Origin of the sequence: Actinomadura sp. NPDC048032 (genome assembly GCF_040653175.1) — a bacterium.
In the GTDB taxonomy this organism is placed as follows: domain Bacteria; phylum Actinomycetota; class Actinomycetes; order Streptosporangiales; family Streptosporangiaceae; genus Spirillospora; species Spirillospora verrucosospora.
The window spans coordinates 23,427-29,975 of sequence record NZ_JBEZJP010000049.1 but is presented as its reverse complement, the minus strand read 5'-3'; the positions used below and the strand labels follow the sequence as shown (position 1 = coordinate 29,975).

Sequence of the window (6,549 nt, the reverse complement as noted above, 5' to 3'; positions counted from 1 at the left end):
CGACGACCCCGACGACCCCGACCGGGAGGATGCCACCCACGGCTGCAAGTACTACTCGGGCTGGAACAGCAGCGCGATGGTCAAGACGTTTCTCGGCGTGGACCCGCGGGGTCTGGCCAAGAACCTGTGCCTCGCGCCGGTCGACTGACCGGCCCGCACGCCCCGTGCTCGCGCGTGACGGGGGAGCGCCGAAGCGGCGTCCCGGCTTGGTGTCCAGCCGTGCGGGTCTAGCGGCGCACCTTGTACCTCAGGTGCAGCACCCGCTCGCCCTGGATGACCACGTGCGGGTCCTCCAGCAGGTACTGACGGTCGACGGCGCCGAAGAAGCGCTTGCCCGTCCCGAACACGACCGGCACCACGTCCATCGCCACCTCGTCCACGAGACCGGCCGCGAGGATCTGCCCGCCCACGTCGCCGGCGTTCACGGCGACGGCCCGGTCCCCGGCGAGTTCCTGGGCCTTCTCGATCGCGGCCGCAACGTCGCCGGCGAAGTGGTACGACGCCTCCGGGTGCCAGCCCTCGGGCTTGGGCCGGTGGGACACCACGACCACGTGGTCGCCCGTGGGCGGCCGTCCCTCCCAGCCGTTCACCAGGTCGAACAGGGTGCGGCCCATCACGATCACGCCGATCGACGCCCACGTCGACCCGACGTACTCCGCCGACGACTTCGAGACCCTGACGCCGCCTCCGGTGCCGGAGTGGTCGTACTCCCCGGCGCCGCCTCCGCCGATCGGGACGTCCCCGTCGAAGTACCAGTCATGGAGCGTTCCGACCTGGTCCTTGTCGTCGGCGATGAAGCCGTCGACCGACATGACGCTGTGCATGATCACTGTCCCCACGGGTCCCCCTCGGGTCTCGTCGCCTGTTCGCCTCCGATCCTGTCGTCTCCGGGAGCGGCCGCGCTTGTAAGAAATCAATCGGCGGGCATCGGGCCGCTGTCGGGCGGGAAACCCGCCTCGGCGGGGAACCGGCGCCGCAGGGCCAGGTACTCCGCCGGGGTGTGGCCGGTGAAGTCCTTGAACTCCCTGCTGAAGTGGGCCCGGTCGAAGTAGCCCGCCGCGTGGGCGAGGTCCGACCAGTCGACCGGGCGCAGGGCGTCCACGGAAAGGATCAGCCGCGCGAAGCGGTAGATCCGCGCCACCCGTTTCGGGGTGACGCCGACGTGGGACTTGAACTGCACGGCCAGGTGGTTGCCGCTCACCCCGGCGGCCTCGGCCAGCGCCCCGACCGGGACCGCGCCGTGGGACGTCTCCAGGCGTCCGCCGGTGTGCTGGACCAGCCCGAGTCCGCGCGGGGCCGCCTCGGCGAGCCGCGACCGCAGCTCCTCCTCCACCACCCGCAGCGCCTCGTTGGCCGACGCGCTTTCGCCGGCCCGGTCGCGGATCCGGTTCACGGACCGCTGCCAGACGGCGTCGGCGGGCACCCAGCGGTCGCGCAGCTCTGCCAGCGGCACGTCGACGAACGGCGACAGCCCCCACGGCTTGAAGTGCACCCCGACCAGCCGCACGCGTGCCGGGTACTCGATGAGGAAACGCCGGGTCCATACGCCCATGAACCATCCGCCGGCGAACACGGCCGGGGGCACCGAAGGGTCGGAGTCCCGCAGGCGGGCGGGTTCGCCCAGGTTGATGAACAGGTGCGCGGACGGCATCGGCGGCACGTTCATCCGGCGGTGGCGCGGCACCCCGGACAGGCAGTAGATGTCGTCGATGAACCGGTCGAGCGGCGCTGCGGGCACCCGGCCGACATATCTCATCGAAACAGTGTGGCCGACCGGGGCGATGGTCTCCACGCGCGGGGCCGTGGAGACAGCGTCTTACGGTCCGTTTCGCTATGGCTTCCTCCCGTATCGGCAATCGTGACCAAGCGGTTGCTCAGAGTAAGTTCCTCATGGTGTCGCATCGGGTTCCGTCCGCGATGCGGGGGCCGGGGGAGGAGCCGTCGTGCTGTACGGGGTCGATGTGGCGAGTTACGAGGGCAGGCCGGACTGGCGGCGAGTCCACGCCTCGGGGATCCGGTTCGGGTTCTCCAAGGTCAGCGAATCGACCACCTACGTGAATCCGACCTGGAGCCACAACCGCTCGGCGATGCTCGCGCTGGGCGCCGACTTCGTACCGGGCGGCTACCACTTCCTCCACGGGGGCGACGGGGCCGCGCAGGCCCGCTACTTCCTGGACAGGGCCGGTGACGTGTCCCGCCTCGCCCTCGCACTCGACGTCGAGGCGTCCGGCGCGGACGCGCCCACCGCCAGGGCGTGGGTGGCCGAGGTGAAGCGCCGCACCGGCGGGCATCCCGTCATCGGCTACTTCCCGCGCTGGTACTGGGAGCAGCACGGCCGGCCCGACCTCAGCTTCTTCGACACGATCTGGCAGTCGCGGTACGTGTCGGGCTCCGGCTCCCCGGCCGCCCTCTACCAGAAGGTTCCCGCCTCGTTCTGGATGCCGTACGGCGGAGAGCCGATGTCGATCCTGCAGTACTCGTCCAGCGGCTCGGTTCCGGGCATCACGGGCCACTGCGACGTCAACGCCTTCCGCGGCTCGCTCGCGGAACTGAAGGCGCTGGCCCTCGGGTCACACGAGGAGGACGAAGTGCCCATCCGCAGCAGCTACGGAAAGACCAGGCCCCAGGTTCTGGCGTGGGGGCAGTTCACTGTCCTCAACTGGGACGTCACCCACGCCGACCCGGCCAACTCCCACTCGGAACCGGACAAGGACCATCCCGACGGATATCCCGGCTACGTGGCTCCGCTCTCCACGTGGGCGGACATCACCGCCGTCGTCGGCGTCGAGGGAATGGGCCTCGGCGACGAGTACCAGATGCGGTTCGAGGTCCACGACTGGAAGAACGGCCAGTCGGCCGGGGTCTGGTCCGAAACCCGTGCCGACGCCCTGGCCACCAGCGGCGCCCAGTACGTCACCGGCGCCATGCCCAAGGGCCTCGGCAAGGGCCAGCACGTGTACGTCGCGATCGCCGTGTTCCCCTCCGGAGGCGACCCCGGAAGCCGCCCCGCGCCCCGCGCGACGTCAGGCCGCTGGACGATCGCCCAGGACCGCGGCTGACCGGGAGCGGCTCTAGGGCGCCTGTTCGGACGCTCGCCACTCCGGGGCGAGCACTGACCAGACCTCGATGTCCTGCCGTTCGCCGCGGTAGAGGTAGCTTTCCCGCAGGGTGCCGTCCTTGGTCATCCCGAGCCGCTTCGCCACCGAGATGCTGGGCTGGTTGGCGGTCGAGACGTGCCATTCCACCCGGTGGATGCCACGCTCCTCGATGGCCCAGTCGATGATGGCGCGCACCGCTCTGGTCACCAGTCCCCTGCCCGCCGCCGACGGCTCCAGCCAGCAGCCGGCCTCGGCGGTGCCCTGGTCGACGTCCATCGTCACGAAGAGGACGCCGCCCACCAGCCGTCCGTCGGCCCAGATCCCGTAGATGCGCCCCCGGTCGGCTGCGGCTTTGTCCGCGTACGCCTGCAAGTGCGCGCGGCTGGATTCCAGGTCCGTGACGCGGTCCGGGAGCCCGACGTGCCGGCCGATGAATTCCCGTCCCCGGTCGATGTGGGCCAGGAACTCGTCGGCCTGCCACGGTTCGAGGGGCCGCAGCTCCGCGCCGTCGTCGCCCAGGGACACCGCGTACATCCACGCCTCCACGGTCATAACCAGCACAGACTGCCGTGGATCCTCTCACGGCCCGGCGCTCGACCCCCATGCGCCCACGACGTTCCCCGACGCTGCGCTGCGGCCTGGCGAACCGTTCAGGGGCGCCAAGGCATGTGCTGGAGGGTCCAGGTGTTGCCGTCCGGGTCGGCGAAGCGGGCGTAGAAGACGCCGCCCATGTCCTCCACCGGCTCCACGTCGGCGCCGCGCTCGATGAGGTCGGACCGGGACTGCTCGATGTCGCTGACGACCAGGTGCAGGCCGCGCTGCGTCCCGGCCGGCATGTCCATTCCCGGCAGGCCCTCCGTCAGCGCGATCGAGCAGGCCGAGCCCGGCGGGGTGAGCTGGACGTAGCGGACGCCGTCCGCGGGTCGTACGTCGACGTCGGCGTTGAAGCCGAGACCGGTGTAGAAGTCCTTGGCCCGGTCGATGTCCTCGACGGGCACCGGGACGAGTTCGAGCAGGAGCATTCCGGGGCGCACGGGCAGCACCGGGCTTGGGGACTCGGTCATGGGCGGTGTCCTTTCGAGAGCAGGTCGTCGAGTCGGTCGTAGGACTCGCCCGCACCGCGCCGCATCGGGCTGCGGAGCACGCTGTCGCGCGTCGCGCGGGTGGGGTAGCGAACGGTGATGTTCATGGCGGTGCGGCCGTCCCGCTCGTCGAAGACGGTGGTGACCAGGGCCTCGCCGGCCTCCCAGCCGTCGCGGATCTCGCTCTGCACCAGCCGCGCGGGCGCGTCCACCTCGAGGAAGACGCCGCCGTAGCCCATCTCGGCGCCGCCGGGGCCGTGCGAGACGAAGCGCCAGGCGCCGCCGGGACGCAGGTCGATCTCGCAGACGGCGAGCCGCCAGCCGCGGGCGCCGTGCCACTGCCTGAGCAGTTCCGGACGGGTGAACGCGTCGAACACCCGCCGCCGGGGCGCGTCGAACGTCCTGCTGAGCAGGATCTCGGTGTCGGACGGCGTGCTGACCGCGAGGCCCGCCCCGCGTGGCCGCCAGACGGTCACGAGCCGTCCCGCTCTTCGAGCCGGGCGAGCAGCTCGTCGAGTTGCCGGTAGCTCTCCTCCCAGTACTGGCGGAAGTCGGCGAGCCAGTCCAGGGCCTCCCGGAGGGGCCGGGCCTCAAGCCGGCACGGCCGCCGCTGCGCGTCCCGGCCGCGCGAGACCAGGCCGGCGCGTTCGAGCACGCGCAGGTGCTTGGACACGGCGGGCTGACTCATGGCGAACGGGGCGGCGAGCTCGCCCACCGACGCATCGCCCTGGGTGAGGCGGGTCAGGATCGCCCGCCTGGTCGGGTCGGCCAGCGCGGCGAACGTCGCGTCCAGCGTACGGGTGTCCACTAGAGAAACCTTCCGGTTCTATAACCGTCTGGTTTTCTACCGGGTGGCCGAGGGACGTGTCAAGGAGAGGCGGCAAGTCGAGGGGCGAACTGCCTGGTCCGGCGCGACCATTGCTTCCACGCGCGGCGACGGTCGGGAGGGCGGCGCTGACCGCGTGGCTCCCCCCGGGCCGGGCTCCGTCAGGTCACGGCGCCGTGAGGGTGGCCATGGCGCGGTCGGGCTCCCAGTGGGCGCGCAGGGACGTGATCCTTCCTGCGCCGTCCACCGTGTAGACGAGGACGCAGTCGATGGTCATCGTGGCGCCGTCGGGCGTCGTGGTCGTGATCGTCGCGACGTTGGCGCAGCAGGGGCCGTTGGCGAAGGAGTCGGCGACGCGGAAACGGAAGCCGGCGATCGTGGAGATGAAGGAGTTCCAGAAGTTCTCGATGCCCTCCGGGCCCCGGTGGCCCGCACCCTCGGGATCGAGGAAGGACGGGCCGACCGGGTCCTCGATGAGGGCGTCCGGGGCGAACAGGGACAGCCAGTCGTCCTTGCGGCCCTCGGCGACGGCGGTCATGGAGGCGCGGGCGGCGCGGCGGGCCGGGTGGTCGGCGTCGGGGGCGTCCCAGGCGATGGCATCCACTGTAACGTGTTCTCGTTTCGGGGTCAGGAGGCGGTCTTGGCGATGACGGTCTCGGCGAACCGTTCGAGGTTCTCGATCTTCTTGGCCAGCGGCTCGGTGTCGGGCCCCTCGGCGTAGGGCATCCGGAAGCCGACGATCACGTCGGTGACGCCCTTGTCCTCCAGCCGCCTCACCCCGTCGGGCGTGTAGGCGTCCATCGAGATGACGTGCACCTCGAAGGGGTCGCCCGCCTTGCCCTCCGCCTCGCGAATCCGGTCCAGCCGGGCGAGCAGGCCGTCCAGGTCGTCGCCGCCGCCCGCGTGCATCCAGCCGTCCCCGCGCACGACGGCGCGGCGCAGCGCGGCCTCGCTGTGCCCGCCGACCAGGATCGGGAAGGGCCCCGCCGGGCAGATCTTGACGGCCGGGACGTCGAAGTGCTCGCCGTGGTACTCGAAGTACCCGCCGGCGCTCAGCCCCCGCACGATGTCGATGGCCTCGTCCATCCGCCTGCCGCGCCGCTCCCACGGGACGCCCATCACCTCGAAGTCCTCGCGCCAGGGGCTGAGCCCGACGCCGAGGGCCAGCCGCCCGCCGGTCAGGCACGCGACCGACGTCGCCTGCTTCGCCACCAGGACGGGGGGACGCACCGGGAGCTTCAGCACGAACGGCGTGAACCGCAGCCGGGAGGTCACCGCCCCCATGGCCGCGATCAGCGTGAACGTCTCGATGAAGGGCTTGTCCTCCAGGAACTCCCGGCTGCCGTCGGCGGTGTACGGATACACCGAGTCCGACTCCTTCGGGTACACCAGCGAGTCGGCGACCGACATGCTCGTGTACCCGGCCTCCTCGGCGGCCCTGGCCAGCGGCAGGTAGAACGACGGGTCCGTCATGGCCTCGGCGTAGGTGAACCTCATGCGGAAATAGTAGAACGTGTTCCACTTTGGTGCCAGGGGCGCCGCG

9 protein-coding genes are annotated in these 6,549 nt (G+C 71.1%); 1 reads left to right on the top strand and 8 read right to left on the bottom strand.

The genetic code is table 11. The features are described 5' to 3' along the window. Positions 1-227: 227 nt before the first annotated feature. Both AB0C69_RS09840 and AB0C69_RS09835 read right to left on the bottom strand, forming a co-directional pair. Positions 228-839 (bottom strand): dihydrofolate reductase family protein, encoded by a 612-nt coding sequence (locus AB0C69_RS09840; RefSeq protein ID WP_360352037.1) that lies wholly within the window; start codon positions 837-839, stop codon positions 228-230. A gap of 74 nt (positions 840-913) precedes the next feature. Beyond that, the gene (locus tag AB0C69_RS09835; RefSeq protein WP_360352034.1) at positions 914-1,756 is read right to left on the bottom strand and encodes a helix-turn-helix domain-containing protein; all 843 of its coding nucleotides are present in this window, start codon (positions 1,754-1,756) and stop codon (positions 914-916) included. A 187-nt stretch (positions 1,757-1,943) separates the two neighbouring features. Here AB0C69_RS09835 and AB0C69_RS09830 point away from each other — a divergent pair, with 187 nt between their 5' ends. Beyond that, positions 1,944-3,059, top strand: coding sequence for a GH25 family lysozyme (locus AB0C69_RS09830; protein WP_353832089.1), 1,116 nt, complete (start codon positions 1,944-1,946; stop codon positions 3,057-3,059). Between the two features lie 12 nt (positions 3,060-3,071). Here AB0C69_RS09830 and AB0C69_RS09825 read toward each other — a convergent pair whose 3' ends face one another. The 6 genes from AB0C69_RS09825 to AB0C69_RS09800 form a co-directional block, all read right to left on the bottom strand. Beyond that, the gene (locus AB0C69_RS09825) at positions 3,072-3,632 is read right to left on the bottom strand and encodes a GNAT family protein (RefSeq protein WP_360352040.1); all 561 of its coding nucleotides are present in this window, start codon (positions 3,630-3,632) and stop codon (positions 3,072-3,074) included. Positions 3,633-3,748: 116 nt separating this feature from the next. After that, positions 3,749-4,162 carry a VOC family protein gene (locus tag AB0C69_RS09820; protein ID WP_360352029.1) on the bottom strand — a complete coding sequence of 138 codons (414 nt, stop codon included), beginning with the start codon at positions 4,160-4,162 and terminating at the stop codon, positions 3,749-3,751. Further along, complete coding sequence (locus tag AB0C69_RS09815) at positions 4,159-4,656, bottom strand: SRPBCC family protein (RefSeq protein ID WP_360352026.1); 498 nt, start codon at positions 4,654-4,656, stop codon at positions 4,159-4,161. Before AB0C69_RS09815 ends, AB0C69_RS09820 begins: the two co-directional genes overlap by 4 nt. Next, positions 4,653-4,988, bottom strand: coding sequence for a metalloregulator ArsR/SmtB family transcription factor (locus AB0C69_RS09810; RefSeq protein WP_360352023.1), 336 nt, complete (start codon positions 4,986-4,988; stop codon positions 4,653-4,655). Before AB0C69_RS09810 ends, AB0C69_RS09815 begins: the two co-directional genes overlap by 4 nt. Before the next feature lie 184 nt (positions 4,989-5,172). Beyond that, positions 5,173-5,610: a nuclear transport factor 2 family protein gene (locus tag AB0C69_RS09805; RefSeq protein WP_360352020.1), complete on the bottom strand. Its 438-nt coding sequence runs from the start codon at positions 5,608-5,610 to the stop codon at positions 5,173-5,175. Between the two features lie 23 nt (positions 5,611-5,633). After that, positions 5,634-6,503, bottom strand: coding sequence for a TIGR03619 family F420-dependent LLM class oxidoreductase (locus AB0C69_RS09800; RefSeq protein ID WP_360352017.1), 870 nt, complete (start codon positions 6,501-6,503; stop codon positions 5,634-5,636). Between the last annotated feature and the right edge of the window lie 46 nt (positions 6,504-6,549).

Excerpts from the sequence above, each read along its gene's own strand:
- AB0C69_RS09835 (WP_360352034.1), bottom strand. The coding sequence starts at position 1,756 with ATGAGATATGTCGGCCGGGTGCCCGCAGCGCCGCTCGACCGGTTCATC.
- AB0C69_RS09825 (WP_360352040.1), bottom strand. The coding sequence starts at position 3,632 with ATGTACGCGGTGTCCCTGGGCGACGACGGCGCGGAGCTGCGGCCCCTC.
- AB0C69_RS09820 (WP_360352029.1), bottom strand. The coding sequence starts at position 4,162 with ATGACCGAGTCCCCAAGCCCGGTGCTGCCCGTGCGCCCCGGAATGCTC.
- AB0C69_RS09800 (WP_360352017.1), bottom strand. The coding sequence starts at position 6,503 with ATGAGGTTCACCTACGCCGAGGCCATGACGGACCCGTCGTTCTACCTG.